At 59.0% G+C, this 17704-nt stretch carries 19 protein-coding genes; 2 read left to right on the top strand and 17 right to left on the bottom strand.

Going from position 1 to position 17704, the window contains the following annotated elements; genetic code table 11:
• Window positions 1-192: 192 nt before the first annotated feature.
• On the bottom strand, window positions 193-1119 hold the full coding sequence (locus tag NAT21_RS08765; protein ID WP_250937410.1) for an electron transfer flavoprotein subunit alpha/FixB family protein: 927 nt from the start codon (window positions 1117-1119) through the stop codon (window positions 193-195).
• A complete protein-coding gene (locus NAT21_RS08770) occupies window positions 1119-1868 on the bottom strand; it encodes an electron transfer flavoprotein subunit beta/FixA family protein (protein WP_250937412.1) in 750 nt (249 codons plus the stop codon). Before NAT21_RS08770 ends, NAT21_RS08765 begins: the two co-directional genes overlap by 1 nt.
• A gap of 357 nt (window positions 1869-2225) precedes the next feature.
• On the opposite strand from NAT21_RS08770, the gene NAT21_RS08775 reads away from it, so the two are divergent.
• Window positions 2226-3881, top strand: a complete 1656-nt coding sequence (locus NAT21_RS08775; RefSeq protein ID WP_250938045.1) for an electron transfer flavoprotein-ubiquinone oxidoreductase — start codon at window positions 2226-2228, stop codon at window positions 3879-3881.
• 58 nt (window positions 3882-3939) lie between these two features.
• Here the strand turns inward: NAT21_RS08775 and NAT21_RS08780 are convergent, their stop codons facing one another.
• The 15 genes from NAT21_RS08780 to NAT21_RS08850 all read right to left on the bottom strand — a co-directional run bounded on the left by NAT21_RS08780 (window position 3940) and on the right by NAT21_RS08850 (window position 16984).
• Window positions 3940-6156 (bottom strand): ATP-dependent helicase, encoded by a 2217-nt coding sequence (locus tag NAT21_RS08780; protein ID WP_250937414.1) that lies wholly within the window; start codon window positions 6154-6156, stop codon window positions 3940-3942.
• Window positions 6153-6695, bottom strand: a complete 543-nt coding sequence (locus NAT21_RS08785) for a DUF1285 domain-containing protein (protein ID WP_250937416.1) — start codon at window positions 6693-6695, stop codon at window positions 6153-6155. Before NAT21_RS08785 ends, NAT21_RS08780 begins: the two co-directional genes overlap by 4 nt.
• Window positions 6696-6717: 22 nt before the next feature.
• Window positions 6718-7593, bottom strand: coding sequence for a TatD family hydrolase (locus tag NAT21_RS08790; RefSeq protein WP_250937418.1), 876 nt, complete (start codon window positions 7591-7593; stop codon window positions 6718-6720).
• 95 nt (window positions 7594-7688) lie between these two features.
• On the bottom strand, window positions 7689-8024 hold the full coding sequence (locus NAT21_RS08795; protein ID WP_250937421.1) for a PilZ domain-containing protein: 336 nt from the start codon (window positions 8022-8024) through the stop codon (window positions 7689-7691).
• A gap of 36 nt (window positions 8025-8060) precedes the next feature.
• Window positions 8061-9053, bottom strand: a complete 993-nt coding sequence (locus tag NAT21_RS08800) for a DNA polymerase III subunit delta' (RefSeq protein WP_250937423.1) — start codon at window positions 9051-9053, stop codon at window positions 8061-8063.
• Window positions 9044-9688, bottom strand: coding sequence for a dTMP kinase (gene tmk, locus NAT21_RS08805; RefSeq protein WP_250937426.1), 645 nt, complete (start codon window positions 9686-9688; stop codon window positions 9044-9046). The genes NAT21_RS08800 and tmk overlap by 10 nt, the downstream gene beginning before the upstream one ends.
• Before the next feature lie 2 nt (window positions 9689-9690).
• The gene (mltG, locus tag NAT21_RS08810; RefSeq protein ID WP_250937428.1) at window positions 9691-10698 is read right to left on the bottom strand and encodes an endolytic transglycosylase MltG; all 1008 of its coding nucleotides are present in this window, start codon (window positions 10696-10698) and stop codon (window positions 9691-9693) included.
• A 9-nt stretch (window positions 10699-10707) separates the two neighbouring features.
• Window positions 10708-11532 carry an aminodeoxychorismate lyase gene (gene pabC / locus NAT21_RS08815; protein ID WP_250937431.1) on the bottom strand — a complete coding sequence of 275 codons (825 nt, stop codon included), beginning with the start codon at window positions 11530-11532 and terminating at the stop codon, window positions 10708-10710.
• A 5-nt stretch (window positions 11533-11537) separates the two neighbouring features.
• A complete protein-coding gene (gene fabF / locus NAT21_RS08820; RefSeq protein ID WP_250937433.1) occupies window positions 11538-12770 on the bottom strand; it encodes a beta-ketoacyl-ACP synthase II in 1233 nt (410 codons plus the stop codon).
• A gap of 257 nt (window positions 12771-13027) precedes the next feature.
• Window positions 13028-13261 carry an acyl carrier protein gene (gene acpP, locus NAT21_RS08825; protein WP_250937436.1) on the bottom strand — a complete coding sequence of 78 codons (234 nt, stop codon included), beginning with the start codon at window positions 13259-13261 and terminating at the stop codon, window positions 13028-13030.
• Between the two features lie 95 nt (window positions 13262-13356).
• Window positions 13357-14100: a 3-oxoacyl-ACP reductase FabG gene (fabG, locus tag NAT21_RS08830; protein WP_250937439.1), complete on the bottom strand. Its 744-nt coding sequence runs from the start codon at window positions 14098-14100 to the stop codon at window positions 13357-13359.
• Between the two features lie 9 nt (window positions 14101-14109).
• Window positions 14110-15069 carry an ACP S-malonyltransferase gene (fabD, locus tag NAT21_RS08835; RefSeq protein ID WP_250937442.1) on the bottom strand — a complete coding sequence of 320 codons (960 nt, stop codon included), beginning with the start codon at window positions 15067-15069 and terminating at the stop codon, window positions 14110-14112.
• A 145-nt stretch (window positions 15070-15214) separates the two neighbouring features.
• A complete protein-coding gene (gene plsX / locus NAT21_RS08840) occupies window positions 15215-16231 on the bottom strand; it encodes a phosphate acyltransferase PlsX (protein ID WP_250937444.1) in 1017 nt (338 codons plus the stop codon).
• A gap of 20 nt (window positions 16232-16251) precedes the next feature.
• Entirely contained in the window at window positions 16252-16428 is a 177-nt protein-coding gene (gene rpmF / locus NAT21_RS08845) for a 50S ribosomal protein L32 (protein WP_250937446.1), read from the bottom strand.
• A gap of 28 nt (window positions 16429-16456) precedes the next feature.
• On the bottom strand, window positions 16457-16984 hold the full coding sequence (locus NAT21_RS08850; RefSeq protein ID WP_250937448.1) for a YceD family protein: 528 nt from the start codon (window positions 16982-16984) through the stop codon (window positions 16457-16459).
• 92 nt (window positions 16985-17076) lie between these two features.
• On the opposite strand from NAT21_RS08850, the gene NAT21_RS08855 reads away from it, so the two are divergent.
• Complete coding sequence (locus NAT21_RS08855) at window positions 17077-17694, top strand: Maf family protein (protein ID WP_250937450.1); 618 nt, start codon at window positions 17077-17079, stop codon at window positions 17692-17694.
• Window positions 17695-17704 lie beyond the last annotated feature (10 nt).

The following is a 17704-nucleotide window of genomic DNA, read 5'->3' on the forward strand; positions in this document are numbered from 1 at the left end:
TCTCCCGACTCATGGTCATCAAAAATTCTGGCGTGCATCACGATGTACGCGTGATGCTCCCTGCAAGCAGTCGATACGCTAATACAAACAATAACAATTATCAATTACCACGATAATTAATGTCATCTCGGCCACGCAGGCAAAAAAAAGGCATGCCCCAGGGGGCATGCCTTTTTCAACACTGAAGCTTATTCAAAGCTTCTCGGCAAGCTCCGGCAGGACGGTAAACAGGTCACCGACCAGGCCATAATCTGCCACGTTGAAGATCGGCGCTTCATCGTCGCTGTTGATCGCCACGATAACGCGGGAATCCTTCATACCGGCCAGATGCTGAATCGACCCGGAAATACCAACGGCGATATAAAGCTCCGGTGCCACGACCTTGCCGGTCTGACCGACCTGCATGTCGTTGGGAACAAACCCGGCATCCACGGCCGCACGTGACGCGCCGATGGCAGCACCAAGCTTGTCGGCCACGGCTTCGATCAACCGGAAGTTGTCGCCATTACCCATGCCTCGGCCCCCGGAAACCACAACGCGGGCGCCTGCAAGTTCCGGACGCTCACCTTCCGGGCGGACTTCATCGACGAATCGCACGCCGCGGGCCACTTCAACCACTGCCAGCGTGTCGATAGCCGCAGCAGACTGCTCACCCACCGGATCAAAGGCTGTCGTACGAATACTCAGCACCTTGAGAGCATCCAGGCTTTGTACGGTGGCAATCGCGCTGCCGGCATAAATCGGCCGCTTGAAGGTATCCTCGGACTCGATATCGATGACGTCCGACAGGGGCTCGACGTTCTTGAGCGCGGCCAGCCGCGGCAGGATGTTCTTGCCGCTGGTCGAGGCCGCAGCCAGGATGTGACTGTACTCATCCGACAGTCCCGCCAGTACCTGCGCCGTATTTTCCGCCAGCGGATGGGCAAAGGCTTCATTGTCTGCCACACGCACGCGTGATACACCCTCAAGCGCGGCGGCCTGCGCAGCGGCATTGGTCATGTTCTGCCCCAGCAGGACAATATCGATGTCACCACCCAGCCGTTTCGCGGCCGCCACTACACGCGCAGTGGCCGGGTCCAGCTCGCCTCCAAGGTGTTCTGCGAAAATCAGGGTTGCCATCAAATCACCTTTGCTTCGTTTTTCAGTTTATCAAGCAGCGCATCAACGCTTTCGACACGCTCACCGGCCTGGCGCTCCGCAGGCATTTCGACCCGAAGAAGCCGTGTACGCGGTGCAATATCCACCCCTGAATCTGCAACGGAACGAACATCCAGCGGTTTTTTCTTCGCTTTCATGATGTCAGGCAGCTTGGCATAACGAGGCTCGTTCAGGCGCAGGTCAGACGTAATGATCGCCGGAAGATCGAGCGCAATGGTCTGCAGGCCGCCATCGATTTCCCGGGTTACCGTGGCCTTGCCATCTTCGATGAGGACTCTGGAAGCAAAGGTAGCCTGCGGCCAGTCCATCAGCGCGGCAAGCATCTGCCCGGTCTGGTTGTTATCGGAATCGATGGCCTGTTTGCCAAGAAGCACAAGTTCCGGCTGCTCTTCGTCGATAACCGATTTCAACAGCCGTGCCACTGCCAGCGATTCGACCCGCTCATCGGTTTCCAGATGAATGGCACGATCCGCGCCCAGCGCCAGGGCAGTGCGCAACTGCTCCTGAGCGGCTTTCGGGCCGATGGTGACTGCGACAACCTCGGAAGCTACGCCACGCTCCTTGAGCTGAATGGCTTCTTCCACCGCAATTTCGCAAAACGGGTTCATCGCCATTTTGACGTTGGTCAAATCCACATCGGAATGATCGGGCTTGACCCGCACCTTGACGTTGTAATCGATGACGCGTTTCACCGCGACGAGTACTTTCATGATGTCCTCGTTCTTTCAAGTAGGCCGAAATGCCTTATAAGAAAAGCAGTTCCAGCGTGAGGGAAAAACTCGAATAAATTACGCCGCATCGAGCCGATATCGGCGACTGTCATCTGACGGGAAAGGGCCTTGCAACGGCCATCAGGGCCGCGCCGCCACTCCCGCCCGATCAGAAAAAATGCCACAATGACACCAACTTACCTTATTTGAGCACGCCTGCTGTGCCTGTTCGCCATTGTCATGGCCCTGAAGTGTAACATGGCACCGGTTAACAGGCCGTTTACACCGAATGGGGGCAGGTGCCTCATTATAAAAGACATGCCATGCCGACAAGAGCGCACATGGCAAGGAGATCACCTGTTGGACGCCGAACGCGAATACATGGAGTTTGATGTTGTCATCATTGGTGCCGGAGCAGCAGGGTTATCGGCCGCCTGTCGCCTGATGCAACAGGCCAGTGAAGCCGGGACGGAGCTGTCGGTCTGTGTGCTGGAAAAGGGGGCCGAAACAGGCGCTCATATTCTCTCCGGAGCTGTATTCGAGCCTCGGGCGCTGGATGAGCTGTTTCCTGACTGGGAAGCCCGCCAGGCACCGCTGACCATCCCGGTCAGTAGCGACGACATCTTTCTGCTGAGGGATGAACAGGACGCCACTCGCCTCCCCCATATAGCGGTGCCACGCACCATGCTCAATGATGGCAACTATGTGATCAGTGCAGGCAACCTGTGCCGCTGGCTTGCAGAACAGGCCGAATCGCTGGGAGTGGATATTTTTCCAGGCTTTGCCGCTCAGGAGCTTCTGCTGGGCGAAAACGGCGAAGTTCAGGGAGTGCTGACTGGCGACATGGGAGTGAACCAGGCCGGCGAGCCCAGAGAGACCTATATGCCGGGCATGGGCATTAGAGGGAAATACACCCTGTTTGCCGAAGGGGCCCGTGGCCATCTGGGCAAGCAGGTGATATCCCGCTATGCACTGGATGCCGGCAAGGATCCGCAGCATTATGCCCTTGGCATCAAGGAGCTGTGGGACATTCCGGCCGAGCACCACCAGCCGGGCCGAGTAATTCACACCACTGGCTGGCCTACCGAAGGTCATGCCCATGGGGGCGGGTTTCTTTACCATGGCGATAATCAACAGGTCATGGTGGGATTCTTTGTCGATCTTGACTACGAAAACCCCTGGGTATCCCCGTTCGACGAAATGCAGCGCCTGAAACACCACCCTGTCATCAGCAAGCACCTCAGGGGCGGCACACGTGTCGCCTATGGGGCTCGTGCAGTCACCAAGGGCGGGTATAACTGCCTGCCGGACATGGCCTTTCCAGGCGGCCTGCTGATCGGTTGTGACGCCGGCACGCTGAACTTTGCCAAGATCAAGGGGCTGCATACCGCCATGAAGTCCGGCATGCTGGCCGCCGAAAGTGTTTTCGACGCGCTCAGCAAGGGAGACAGCGGCGGCAGGACACTGGAAGGTTACAAGACCCGCGTTGAACAAAGCTGGCTTCATGAAGAGCTTTACACAGCGCGCAACTTCGGCCCGGCCATCCACCGGCTGGGTACCGTTCTGGGCGGTGCATTCAATACACTGGACCAGGCTCTCAATGGCAGGCTGCCTACCCTGCATGACCGCACGCCGGATTACGCCAGACTGCAACGTCAGGTGCGATGCGAACCCATCGACTACCCGAAACCGGACGGCATCCTGTCCTTCGACAGGACATCATCGGTGTATCTATCCAACACCAATCACGATGAAGACCAGCCCTGCCATCTCAAGCTGACTGACCCGAGCATTCCCATACAGGTCAATATGCCCGAGTACGCCGAACCCGCGGTCCGCTACTGCCCGGCAGGTGTGTATGAGGTCGTGGAAGACAGCGAAGACGCACCACGGTTTCAAATCAACTTCCAGAACTGCGTGCACTGCAAGACCTGTGATATCAAGGATCCCGCCCAGAATATTACCTGGGTGGCGCCCGAAGGTGGCGGAGGTCCGAACTACCCCAACATGTGAGGCCCAGAGCATGCTGCCCCGCCTGACGGCGTTACAGGCGGAGCAGCAATGCCCTGTTTCAGGGCGACAGGAGGGACAGAGGCGCCTGCGCCGCGATCAGTTTTCGTGTCCCTGCCGTATCGAACTGAACCGTCAATACACGGCGCTCCCCTTCCCCACTCACGTGCTGAATGGTCCCGGTTCCGAAAATGCGATGATCCACCCGCTGTCCGGGGGGCCAGTCAGTATCATTGCGCAGGGAAACTGTCCGGTTACCGTCGGCCGTGGATGGATGGGGTGCCACATGAGGCTTTTCCATGCCACAAACAGCCAGATAGCGCCTTACCAGAGCCGGCTCCTCGACCGGAAGCTCATCAGGCACCACGGCATCAGGCGCCATCAATCCCCCGATTCGGTCACACTCCTGCCAGGCACTTTCTGCAATGAACCGGCTCGGGCGATGACCGACACCATCATGAACCAGCATCAATGACGCTCGTGCCCGCGTGACTGCCACGTAATAAAGCCGACGCTCTTCTTCAAGACGCGCTGGCGTCAACGGGCTTTCGCGATGATAAAAGGGGAAGTCCTCTTCGTTGAGGCCATACACAAATACCTGGTCCCACTCGAGTCCCTTGGCCCCATGCACGGTGGAAATGATCACTCCGCCGGGCTGATCTTCTACCGGTGCCTTGAGCATGGCGACAAAGCCGGCCGGATCATCCGCCATGGCCTGAGCCTGCTCCACCAGTACCTCCAGTAGCCGCACATCTTCCTCGCCCTTGTCAGGGCGAGCCGCAGCGCGCTTCAGCAGTTTATGTGCATCCAGTGTATCAATGACATGCGTCAGTACCGTCGCCGGTGTCCAGCGCCCCGCCACCCGGGCAAGCTCCACCAGCAGCTCCCAGCGTTTCTTGAGCGTGCGCTGCTGCCCGCGCGATAGCCCACTCAGCTGGGCATCGTTTCGCGCAAACCACTCACCTCGTCGGGCCAGAGCCTCACACAGCATGGTCAGTCGCTCTCGCGCCACGAAGGGGGTCGGCTGGGAAAACAGCAATTCAACATGTGCCGGGTCAGCCAGCAGCGAGGGCTCGCTCGCCAGCTCGATATATCCCGCCAGAGCCTGCACCAGCGGCAGACGAAACACGAATCGCTCCTGACGCCCCAGTTGGAAGGGAATACCGGCCCGCAACAGCTGAAGCTGTACAGGCACACTGAGTGACCAGTGACGCACCAGAATCGCACACTGCTCGAAGGCTGCACTTCTGCCCAGCGAGGCAATGATCGCATCCAGCGATCCGGCTACGGCCAGCGTGGTTGTCGGGGTGCCCTCTGCCGCCAGGCACAAGGGGCGATCAGCCCGCTCGTTGGCACGAATGGCATGGTTGGCCAGCAGCGCGAGGCGGTGGCCATGGCGAAAGGTCCGGGAGAGGGCATAAGGCGTGCTGTCACCAAACACCCGGGCAAACCCGTCCAGCATGGCGTCCGGCCGCGCACCGCGCCAGGCATAAATGCACTGGTCCGCATCCCCGACAGCCATTACCTGGGCCCTTGATCCGGCCAGACTGGCGAGCAGCCGTAGCTGGACTTCATTGATGTCCTGATATTCATCGATAATGATATGGTCCATGAATCCCTGCACCCGGGCAGCCAGCGCCGGGTCCGCCTCCAGCGCCATCAGCGGTCGATACAGCAGGTCGTCATAGGTCATGAGCCCCTGATCGGCCATGCGCTGCTGCAGGTAGTCAAAGGCCTCGATGTAATAGCGGCTGTCACGGCTGTAGCCATCACGTTCAAACAACGAAGACGGGCTTAACAGCTCTGCCTTGACAAGCGCACAGAACTGGCCGAATTCCTCCAGCCGTTCCGGCTCGAGTGCCCATTCTAGGGTGGCGCGATCATCACCGATAGCCTCACCGACGGCCTGCTTGAGCAATCGCTCGCGCTGCCAGTCCGCCTGAAGCAACTGACGCGGGTCGAGCACTCCCCAGCGAGTCAGGCTCTGGGTCAGGCGATGGCCAATGGAATGAAAGGTCCGCACCTGCGGCAGCCGGCTTGCCTGACCGCGTCGGGCGGCCAGCTTGGCCGCAAAATCATCGCGGGCCTGTCGGTTGAACATCAGAATCAGCAATCGTTCGGGCGGAACGCCGTCATTCAACAGCGCATCAACCCGGGCGACCATCGTGGAGGTCTTGCCTGCCCCGGCAACGGCCGTGACGCGTGCATGACCGTCACCATGGTTGATAACGCGCTGCTGCTCGGCGGTCAGCTCAGGCGCAGGCGAATGATCTGTCATGACGTGCCGTCAACCATCCGCCCGAGACACTGCCAGATGCCCTGACTCATGACGCCACACTCGGTCAGGCTGTCGGTCTCCCGGAAGATGGCGTCGTCGACCCAGCGATAAAAGACATTGCGGTGCACTCTGGCCGTCAGGCCAAACCGTACCGGCATCGTGGGCGGTCGGTCGGAATCGTCCAGCATCAAACAATATGAGTCATCCAGCACGAAGCGATCACCCACATCAGTGGTCACTTCCCACCCCTCATCCCGACAGGTGGCATCCATGATATAAAACGGAGTGTCTTCAACCTGAATACGCAACTTTTCCACCGGCGTAACGAGATAGAACTCACCATCACTCTCGCGGCGCATCAGGGTGGCCAGCAGCCGGCGCAGGGGTTCCCGCGTCATCAGCGTGCCATCGTGATACCACTGGCCGTCGTGATCGATGATCAGGGGCATGTCACCGGTCAACGGAGGATTCCAGTCCATCAGGGGCGGAATGGCCGCTGCCGGCTGGCCATCCAGGTGCGCAATAATTCGTTCCAGCATGTTGATAGCCCTGCCTCGTTGTTCAAGCGCTCATGGTGTGATTGATGTGGCCAAGGCGGGACTGTACGTCTTCCGGCATCTGCGGCACTGCATGTCGGAACAGGTGATAAAAGTTGGCGGAAGTCTGCATCGCCACTTCATCCATGCTGATGCCTCGCACCTCGGCGATCATCCGGGCTACTTCGACAACGTGCCGAGGCTCGTTGGATGTGCCTCGGTGAGGAACGGGAGCCAGATAGGGGCTGTCGGTTTCGATCAACAGACGATCCAGCGGCAGCTGCCGAGCCAGCTCCCGCACGTTATCGGCCTGATTGAAGGTCACGATGCCGGACAGGGAAATATAAAATCCGAGCCGTATGGCGCGCCGCGCCATATCAAGGTCGTCCGTAAAGCAGTGAAGTACGCCGCCCACCGCCGGATCAACATACTTCTCCAAAAGCGTCAGCGTATCTTCCTTTGCACCGCGCGTATGAATGATTACCGGCAGCTCCGCCTCACGTGCCACGGCCAGATGGCGTTCAAAGCGCTCACGCTGAACGTCGACCGGTACTCCAGGGGCCTTTCCTTCAGGCGCCATGTAATCCAGTCCGATTTCACCGACGGCAACCGGCTCAAAGGTATCCACGGCCTCGCGGAGCGCCTCAAGGCTTGCTTCTTCATCACGGGTGCGCAGGGGGTGCACGCCAATGGCATAGACCACGTCCGAATGAGCCCGACTGATCTCGACGATCGCCGGCGCATCGGTAATATCCGTGGCGATGGCCAGAAACTGTCGAACACCGGCGTCCCTGGCGGCGTCCAGCGCACCGGCCAGCTCACCGTTATAGGGCGTCAGATCCAGCTTATCGAGGTGGCAATGGGAGTCGACCAGAGTGATCGGGTTCGCCTGAGGGGTCATTAGTCGGGCCTTTAGCTGTTCAACAAGGCCCCTATTCTAGCAGGTCAGCAGGCCGTCTCGCAGGCCCGGGCGCGTCCGACATGATGCACATTGCGCTATAGCGTGAAACTGGTGTGAGTCGTGTTGAGCCTGTCACCCAGCATCTGCTCGATCGTACTGCACAGCCCCTGCTCGGAAGCATCCAGGTGAACGCCGATCCCGGGCAAGCGCCGGCCACTCATTCCGGGCGGCGATACCCAGGCTACGGTACCGGAGACCGGCACACGGTTATCCGTATCCGGAAGGACAATCAACAGAAAAACACGCTGGCCGAGTTCAAAGCGGTCCCTGGTGGGCACGAACAGGCCACCCCGCTCCAGAAACGGCATATAGGCAGACAGCAGGGTATCCAGGCTATCAAAGGTTAATGACAGGGCCTTGTGAGCGCTCACGGTAAACTCCTTGATGATCCGGTGGTCACGATGCCATCAGCTTCTCAGCAGCGCCGCCCACCGAATCAGCCAGGCTTCATACACAAGCTGAGGATTGGGGTTGGCGCCCCGAGCGACCAGGCGACGCTGTTCGCGAGCGTAGTCCAGCAGTTTGAACCAGTCTCTGACGCGACCATTCTTGATCGCCTGACGATATAACGGCATCAAATCCCGATTGCGTACCCCGGCTTCGTCGCCCGAGGTGCCCAGCCGAATCAGATCTTCAAGCCAGGTAATCCCATAATGAAGAATCAACCCCAGGGCCCCCTTGTCAAGACGGGCTGCCTCGGCTACCGGGTCTCCGCCTCGGATCAGGGCATCAAAGCTGTCCTGAAGCTGCTGCCGCAATCGGCGCTGCTCCGGTTCGGCCAGCATTCTGGCCTGAAGGGGCACACCACCAGCCACATCCCACCAGAACAGCGCCTCCTCTGCATCCATATCTCCATGCCGAGTCAGCCACTCAAGCCCCTGCTGTCGTTCGGGCAGGGGCAGCTTCCACTGCTGGCAGCGACTGCGGATCGTCGGCATCACCCGTGACACAATGTCAGCAGAGAGCAGAAATACCGTGCGCGCCCCAGGCTCTTCCAGACTTTTCAACAGCGCATTGGCGGCCGCCGTATTCATGCGCTCGGCGGGGGAAAGATCAATGACGCGATAACCGCCCTGCTGGGCGGTCTGGGATACAAAGGCACTGATGTCCCGAACGGCATCTACCCGGATCATTTTGCCCTTATCGGCAGGATGAACCCGCAATACATCCGGGTGATGCCCTGCCAGCAGCATACGGCAATCGTGGCACGCCCCGCAGGCCACGGCATGCCCCTGAGCACGCCGGCATAAAAGCCGCGCTGACAGTGCATTTACCAGCTGTGATTTTCCCAGCCCCTCGGGGCCGGTCAGCAGGATGGCATGAGGTAGACGCCCGTCACCGAGCACGTCGGCAAAATGATCAAAAAGCGGCTGCTGCCAGGGGTAGGGGCTTACGTCCATGACGGTATCAGTCGATCAAGATGGGTCATGATGTCCTGCTCGATGGCCTTGAGAGACCTGGCCGCATCAATCACCTTGACGCGGCCAGGCTCCTGTGCAGCAAGAGACAGATACCCCTGACGAACCTGCTCGAAAAAGGCCGCCCGCTCCTGCTCGAAGCGGTCTGTCTGTCCGCCTCGTGCAGCGACCCGGTTCGCGGCGTCAGCAACCGGCATATCAAGCAGGAACGTGATGTCCGGCGTCAGGGCCGGATGCACCAGGCCACGAAGTTGATCAATCCAGGCGCTCGGCATTCCCCGTGCAGCCCCCTGGTAGGCGTAAGTCGCATCCGTGAAACGATCACAGACCACAATGGCTCCCCGAGCCATGGCCGGACGGACAACCTGGCTCAGATGCTGCGCCCTGGCGGCAAATACCAGAAGCAGCTCGGCACAGTCATCCAGCGGCTCATCGCTCGACGGATCAAGCAACAACGCACGAATCGACTCTGCCCGGGGTGTTCCTCCCGGCTCCCGGGTTCTGACCACTTCCAGCCCCTGTGCCGCCAGGTAATCACAGACAAAGGTCATGTTGGTGGTCTTGCCGACCCCTTCAGAGCCTTCAAGCGTAATGAAACCACCGTGTGCTGCGCTCATGACTATTGGCCCTGACCAAGTTGATAACGTCGTACTGCCCGATTGTGCTCAGCCAGCGTATCGGAAAACTGATGCCGGCCGCCGCCCTTTGCGACAAAGTAAAGCGATGATCCAGGCAGCGGATGTACTGCTGCATCGATGGCCGCCTTGCCGGGCAGCGCGATCGGCGTAGGCGGTAGCCCGTCGATGACGTAAGTGTTATATGCTGTGATGCCCTTCAGATCCGCGCGGGTAATATCCCCGTTATAGGATTTTCCAAGCCCGTAGATGACCGTGGGATCAGTCTGTAGCCGCATGCCCTTTTCAAGTCTGCGCACGAACACACCAGCAATTTCACGTCGCTCTTCAGGAGCCCCGGTTTCCTTTTCAATCAATGAAGCCAGAATCAGGGCTTCATAGGGCGAAGTCAGTGGCAGATCCTTGTCGCGCTCCGCCCAGGCCTTGTCGACCACATCGGACATGCGGGCAAATGCCTGACGATACAGGTGTAAATCGCTGGTGCCCTTGTGGAACCGGTAGGTAGAGGGGAAAAACCGCCCTTCCGGATTCATTCCCTCATGACCCAGCTCGGCCATCAGAGCGTTGTCATCCAGAGTGCGAGTCGAGTGATCCAGCTTGTCGGCACCATTGATCAACTGACGCATCTGATGAAAGGTCCAGCCCTCCGGGATCGTCAGGCGATAGGTAACCACCTCGTTGCTTGATAGCCTGTCGAGCAACTGATAGGCCGTCATGTCCGGCGTCACCTCGAACTCACCGGCTCGCAGCCTGCGAAGGCGGTCAGGCTCCAGCAGCCCCAGCACCTTGTACGGCCAGACGGCACTGATGATGTCCTGCTGCTCAAGCGATGACAGCACCTGACGCGCTCCCTCACCCCGGGTCACTTCAAAGACGGTCGGGCTTTTAAGGGCTATTGGCTGTGACAGCACAAAACGCCACCAGCCATAGGCACTGGCACCGGTCAATCCAGCCAGAACCAGAATAATCAAACACCATTTGAGAAATCGCATGGGACGGCATCACTGTATCAAGGAGGGATAACCCAGAAAGGGGTGGGCGTCATGCTGAAAGGTACGATGCAGGGCAAGGTCATTCCACTCGGCAAGCAACTGCCCATCACTGCCCATGAGCCGCTCAAGGGGCCAGACGCCCTGCACCGAATTGAAAACCACAACCGCATCGCTATGGCTCAGACCAGCGGTATCTATCGCACTGATGGCCAAAAAGCCGGCATCCAGAAGCGCTGCTCGCAGCGTACCGGCAACACCACTATGGCGAAGGCCGGGCGTAAACCACTGCCCCTGCTCGCACCAGGCTACATTCATGCAGGTGCCTTCCACCAGCTCACCCCGAGCATCAAGAAGCAGACCCTCGGCAATTCGCGGGTCCGTCCACTCTCGACGTGCCATGACATTTTCGAGCCGACTCAGGTGCTTGATCCCTGCCAGTGCAGGCTGGTCCGACAGCACAAGATGACACAGGCGAGCCGTGATGCCTTGCCAGCATGCAGTATTCGCGTCAAAAGGCACGGCGCGACACTGCCAGGCCGGCTCGGCCACCGATGGGGGAAGATAGCCTCGTCCGCCTTCACCACGTGTCACGATCAGCTTGAAGACCGCATCGCCCTGCACCTGACTACAGGCAGCGGCCATCGCGTCGTGCAGGGCCTTTTCAGAAGGCAGTGAAATGCCCAGCCTGCGCCCGCCATCATGCAGGCGAGCGACATGGTACTTCCACAGCATGGGCGTTCCGTCACGTACCAGGATGGTTTCAAACATCCCGTCACCGTAAGCCAGTCCACGGTCGCCAAAGGAGACACCGGACGGCCCGTCCACAACACCCATGCTCATCAGACCCGACTGAAGACCAGCGACCCGTTCGTACCGCCAAACCCGAAGGAATTGGTCAGCACATGGTCGATGCGCATTTCTCGCGCAGTATGGGGCACATAATCCAGATTGCAGCCCTCACCCGGGTTATCCAGGTTAATGGTCGGCGGCGCTACATTATCACGCATGGCCAGTACCGATAGAATGGCCTCGACAGAGCCGGCTGCTCCCAGTAGATGGCCGATCATGGACTTGGTCGAACTGACCGCTACCCGTGATGCTGCATCACCCAGCACTGCTTCAATGGCTTGACTCTCGGCCGCATCGCCTGCCTGAGTCGAGGTTCCATGAGCATTGATGTAATCCACCTGATCACCATTGATTCCGGCATCCAGAAGCGCCTTGCGCATGGCCTGGCCGGCCCCGGTGCCGTTGGGTGAAGTAATGTGATAGGCGTCATCACTCATGCCAAAGCCCGTCAACTCGGCATAGATCGTCGCGCCACGGGCACGCGCATGTTCATATTCTTCCAGCACCATGACGCCGGCACCATCGGAAAGAACAAAACCATCACGATCCCTGTCCCAGGGCCGGCTGGCGGCCTGCGGATCATCATTGCGGGTGGACAGGGCTCGCGCCGAGCCGAAGCCCCCGATGCCCAGCGGCGTAGATGCCATTTCCGACCCGCCACAGACCATGACATCAGCATCACCGTAGGCGATGGTGCGCGCGGAGTACCCGATGTTGTGGGTACCTGTCGTGCAGGCCGTCGTGATCGCGATATTGGGGCCTTTGAAGCCGTGCATGATCGCCAGATTCCCGGCGATCATGTTGATGATCGAGCCGGGAACAAAAAAGGGCGAAATACGACGGGCACCGCCCTTGAGCATGGCGTTATGGTTATTCTCGATCATCGGCAAACCGCCGATACCGGAACCAATGGCTACACCGATACGCTCTGCGTTGTCCTCGGTGCACACGATGCCCGAATCCTGAATGGCCTGCGTGGCAGCCGCCACTCCATACTGGATGAACAGGTCCATCTTGCGGCCATCCTTGGGATTGAAATAGGCACCAGCATCAAAATTCCGGATGGGACCACTGAAGCGAGTATTGAAGCCTGTGGCATCAAAATGCTCGATCGGGCCGATACCACTCTTGCCGGCCTTGATGTTGGCCCATGTCTCGTCGACCGTGTTGCCAACGGGTGTCAGCATGCCAAGGCCGGTCACCACGACTCTTCTGCGAGACATTGCTACTCCTCCAAACTACCCAGTGATTGCGGGACCAGGCCGCGAAAAAATGTCATGCAGCAACAACTGCCGACAGCAAACCACGCATTATACCGATAATTGTGCCTGGTGGGATAATCAGCCCTCATCGATTTACTGGATGACAGCCATTCCATTGACCTTTGTCACGCACGTTAAAGCCCACATAAAGACGAAGCCGTTCTGTTACCAGAACGGCTTCGTCACCTGCAGGCGTCTAGCGACGCGCTCAACGCGGCTTACTGATGAGCGTTGATGTAATCGATGGCTTCCTGCACGGTGGTAATCTTTTCCGCTTCCTCGTCGGGAATTTCAGTATCAAATTCCTCTTCAAGCGCCATCACCAGTTCTACGGTGTCCAGAGAGTCCGCGCCAAGATCTTCGGTGAAAGAAGAGCTGTTCTGGATCTCGTCTTCCTTGACATTCAGCCGTTCGGCTACGACTTTCTTTACGCGCTCTTCGATGGTACTCATTATCTCGTTACTCCTAGTAGGACGAATCCGCTAGCTCAAATCAGCGGGTAGTTTATAGGCCGGCACCGGACGACGCAACCGCGCCGCCACAGTTATCAGCGCATATTCATGCCGCCATTGACATGGATGGTTTCACCAGTGATATAGCCTGCCTGATCACTGGCAAGAAAGCCTACGGCGGCCGCGATCTCTTCCGGCCGCCCCAGACGGGACAACGGCACCTGAGACAACAACGCCTCACGATGCTCTTCGGGTAATTTCTCGGTCATGTCCGTTGCAATGAACCCGGGCGCAATGCAATTGACGGTAATGTTCCGCGAGCCTACTTCACGCGCCAGCGAGCGGGAGAACCCTTCCATGCCCGCCTTGGCGGCAGCATAGTTGGTCTGCCCCAGATTACCAGAGGCGGCCACGACCGAGCTGATGCTGATAATACGGCCAAATCGTGCTTTCGTCATGCCCCGCAGGCATGCCTTGGAAACACGGTAGACGGATTTGAGATTGGTATCCATCACCGAATCCCACTCATGCTCCTTCATGCGCATCAGCAGGTTGTCCTGGGTAATGCCGGCATTGTTGACCAGAACCGTCGGCGCAGCATGCGTCTCGGCAATGTGCTTCAGCACGCCATCAATGGATTCGGCACTGGTAACGTCCAGCATCAGCCCCATACCGTCGACATTCAGGGCAGCCAGATCCTCACTGATCCGCCGAGCGCCGTCTTCAGTAGTCGCAGTACCGATAACGATGAAACCCTGCTGCCCCAGCTGACGGGCGATGGCCTGACCAATACCCCGACTGGCACCTGTTACCAGCGCTACCTTGCGTTCATCTGACATTCGAAGGACTCACTTGTTGTCGCTTGTGCTTTCCCGGGCCATCTCCAGCGCACTGGCCAGACTTTCCGGGTCATTGATGGCCTGACCGCGAATACCACGATTGATCCGCTTGCCAAGGCCTGTCAACACCTTGCCGGGGCCACATTCGATAAAGGTCGTGGCACCCTGCTCTACCATGGCATTGACACAGTCGGTCCATAGAACCGGCTTGTAAAGCTGTTGAACCAGATTGTCGGACAGCGTCGCCGTATTATCGGGCGCCAGCGCATCAACATTCTGAACCACCTGGTAACGCGGTACCCGCACATCCATGTCACCCAGGGCATCGGCCAGCACTTGAGAGGCCGGCTCCATCAACGCGCAATGGGATGGTACGGAGACCGGCAGCGAGATGGCTCGCTTGGCACCCGCCTCCTGACAGGCGGCAATGGCACGTTCGACGGCAGCACGGTTACCGGCAATCACTACCTGACCCGGCGCATTGTAGTTAACCGCCGCAACGATTTCACCCTGAGACGCATCGTGACACGCCGCTTCCACGGTTGCATTATCCAGGCCCAGCACGGCGGCCATGGCTCCAACGCCCTGAGGTACCGCGGCCTGCATGGCCTCCCCCCGGCGGCGCACCAGGCGAACCGCGTCAGCAAAGCCAAGAGCACCAGAGCAGACCAGGGCACTGTACTCACCGAGACTGTGTCCCGCCATGACATGTGGGCGCGGACCTTCAAGCTCCTGCCACACACGCCAGATGGCCACACTGGCAGTCAGCAGTGCAGGCTGGGTGCAGGCCGTTTCGTTAAGCGCCTCGGCAGGCCCTTCCTGAACCACGTTCCACAAGTCATAGCCCAATGCCTGGGCACCTTCCTCGAAGGTCGTTCGCACCACGCTGTAGCGCTCGGCCAGCTCTCTGAGCATGCCAATCTGCTGAGAGCCCTGACCGGGGAACACGAAGGCCAGAGAGTTGGTCATGACAGTCACCTATATCTGTTCTCGTTGAATACCGAAGCAGGGCCAGCGGCCCGCCATACGCTTTCCTGATCAGTTGATTGATCAGGAAAGCGTACCGGCGCGCATCATACGCGAGCCTGCCCATGAGCAAAACCTTGTTCTTGCGTTATTCCCCGACAAGCCACTCCGATAATCGCTCGGGCAAGCGCTGGGAGGCCTCCAGAGCCGCGCGACGAACCGCAAAGGAAAATCCCCGGGCATCCGCGCCGCCATGACTTTTCACCACCGTCCCGGCCAGACCAAGAAAGCTGGCCCCATTGTAGCGCACCGGGTCGAGCTCCTCGCGAAAGCGGCTCAGCGCAGGACGTGCCAGCAGGCTTACCAACCGCGTACGCCAGCTGTGCTCGAATGTCTGATGAAGTCGCTGGCCCAGCATCCGTGCCAGCCCTTCACTGCTCTTGAGCACGACATTACCTACCGCTCCGTCGCACACCACCACATCCACTTTGCCGGAAAATATGGCGTCCCCCTCCACAAACCCCACATAATCAAAACCGCTTGAGGGTGAGGATCTGAGCAGTGCGTCAACATCCCGCACACGGCGCTCGCCACGCCCTGGCTCGACTCCTACGTTCAAAAGCGCCACTCTCGGACATGCCAGCCCATCAACAATACTGGCCATGGCAGCACCCATCCGTGCAAATTGTGCAAGATTTCGAGGAGGCGAGTCGACATTGGCACCAAGGTCCAGCATGTAACAGCGCCCATCGCGCTCCGAGGGGATGGCGGCACTGATCGCCGGTCGCTCCAACCCGGCACTCATGCCGATATAGTGACGGGCCAACGCCATCAGTGCGCCGGTATGCCCGCCACTGACACACGCCTGCGCCCTGCCATCACTGAGTGCGAGAAGGCATTGATGCATGCTTGACGTATCAGGAGCTCTCAGGACCCGAGAAGGCCGGACATCATCACCCACCACATGCTCGGCATGCACAAGGGACATGCGCTCACGTGCATCGCGTAGCGAATCGGGTAAAGCTTCCAGAAAGGGATACAGGGCATCGGAGGGACCAAACAGTGTGGCGCTGTACTCGGCGTTGGCGGCAAGTGCCTGAGCCACCCCGCGCACAGTAGTGCGGGGACCGAAGTCCCCGCCCATGGCATCAACAGCGATACGCACCGATGTGCGCTCAGTGTCGATTATGCGTCGATTTCGACAACCTGACGCCCGCGGTAGAAACCGTCAGGAGCGACGTGGTGACGACGATGCGTCGTGCCGGTTTCCTTGTCTACCGTCAGGGTAGGTGCGCTCAGCGCGTCGTGTGAGCGACGCATGCCGCGCTTGGAACGGGTCTTGCGGTTCTTTTGGACAGCCATGACAGGTCTCCAGTCGTGATTACAAAAATCAGTGTTTGTCTTTCAGCGAGCCGAGCACACTGAAAGGATTGGGTTTGGTCTCTTCACTGACCGCATCGGCATCTCCACTTTTGAGGTCTTCCTGACGAACAGGGCAGTCACTCTCATCGTGGTAGACGACCTGAGGCAGTGTCAGCAACAGCTCGTCTTCAACAACCGGGAGCAGATCGAGCTGCTCGTCTTCCACAAACACCGGCTCGTAGCGGCCCGGCAAGCGAGCTGCAAGTTCGTCAGTGGTCACCAGCCCCAGCAGAAACGAGCTGTCCAGTGATACCGGAAGCGGCTGAAGGCAGCGTTGACACCGCATATCAACATCGGCCCTTAGCCGGCCTTCGATATAGTGTTGACGCTGCATGTCGATACCGAACACCAGTTCGACCTGACACTCGTTGACCTGGTCACCAATCGCGTCGACCAAACGCGAAAAATGGGCAAGCGGAAGAGACCCGCTCAGGAGTTCACCCTGAGAGGCCAGCCGATAAGGCTCAACGGTCTTTGGCAATCGTGTGGTTGACATAGGCGCGCAATAATAGGGATTGTCCCGGGCGCTGTCAAAGTCTATCGCGCTCAACCCCGGCACCGGGCGCATTCGCCTCAAAAGGAAATACCATGACCGACCACCCTGACCCACACCCTGCACGGTCTCGTTTGGTGCTGGCATCCAGTTCACCCTGGCGACGTCAGTTACTGGAAAGACTAACATCGTCCTTCGAGTGCCATTCACCGGACATCGATGAGACACCCCACAGGGACGAGCCCCCGGAAGTACTGGTCGCTCGACTGGCACGACAAAAGGCAGAAAAAACGGCCATTCATCATGCCGGCAGCATTATTGTCGGCAGTGATCAGATTGCCCTGCATGATGGCAGCATTCTCGGAAAGCCGGGCCACATGGACGCCGCCTTCGACCAGCTCAGCCGATTTTCAGGCCAGCATGTACGCTTCCTGACCGCCCTGACCGTCATCGATGCCGCCGGCATGGCGCGCCACCATACAGAGCCCTTTGACGTCTACTTCAGACACCTTACAGCAGAGGAAATCAACGCCTATCTTGCCCGTGAGCGCCCTCTTGACTGTGCAGGGAGCTTTCGCATGGAAGGGCTGGGTATCACGCTGTTCGAACGATTGGATGGTCGTGACCCCAACGCACTGATCGGCCTGCCCCTCATTGCACTGTGCCGCCTGCTGCGCGAAAGCGGCATGGACCCCCTGCTCGCCATGCCGTGACGGCGAACAA

It is taken from the genome of Larsenimonas rhizosphaerae (assembly GCF_023700005.1).
Classification (GTDB): domain Bacteria; phylum Pseudomonadota; class Gammaproteobacteria; order Pseudomonadales; family Halomonadaceae; genus Larsenimonas; species Larsenimonas rhizosphaerae.